This is a genomic window from Chitinimonas violaceus, assembly GCF_052601015.1.
The window spans coordinates 1-235 of the sequence record NZ_JBQXDJ010000350.1; the positions used below are offsets into that span (position 1 = coordinate 1).

General features: G+C 52.8%; 1 protein-coding gene. It reads right to left on the minus strand.

Going from position 1 to position 235, the window contains the following annotated elements; genetic code table 11:
* Positions 1-22: 22 nt before the first annotated feature.
* Positions 23-235: ATP-binding protein (locus tag ACUHMQ_RS21520; RefSeq protein WP_445297448.1), on the minus strand; the 213-nt coding region annotated here is incomplete at its 5' end.

Genomic DNA, 235 nt, shown 5'->3' on the forward strand with positions numbered 1-235 from the left:
GTCTCACCCGTGGATTTTCCCGTCAGAATGCCTCGTCCGCCCCCTCCCGCTTTTGCTCCCTATATTTGATTCGCGCCTTTGCCGACAGACTACTGTGCTGAAACCGATAAGATTCATTACCCGTCTCAACGATGTGGCAATGGTGCGTCAGTCGGTCCAGCAGGGCTGTCGTCATCTTGGCATCGCCAAATACACTCGACCATTCCGAGAAACTTAGATTGGTGGTGATGATGAC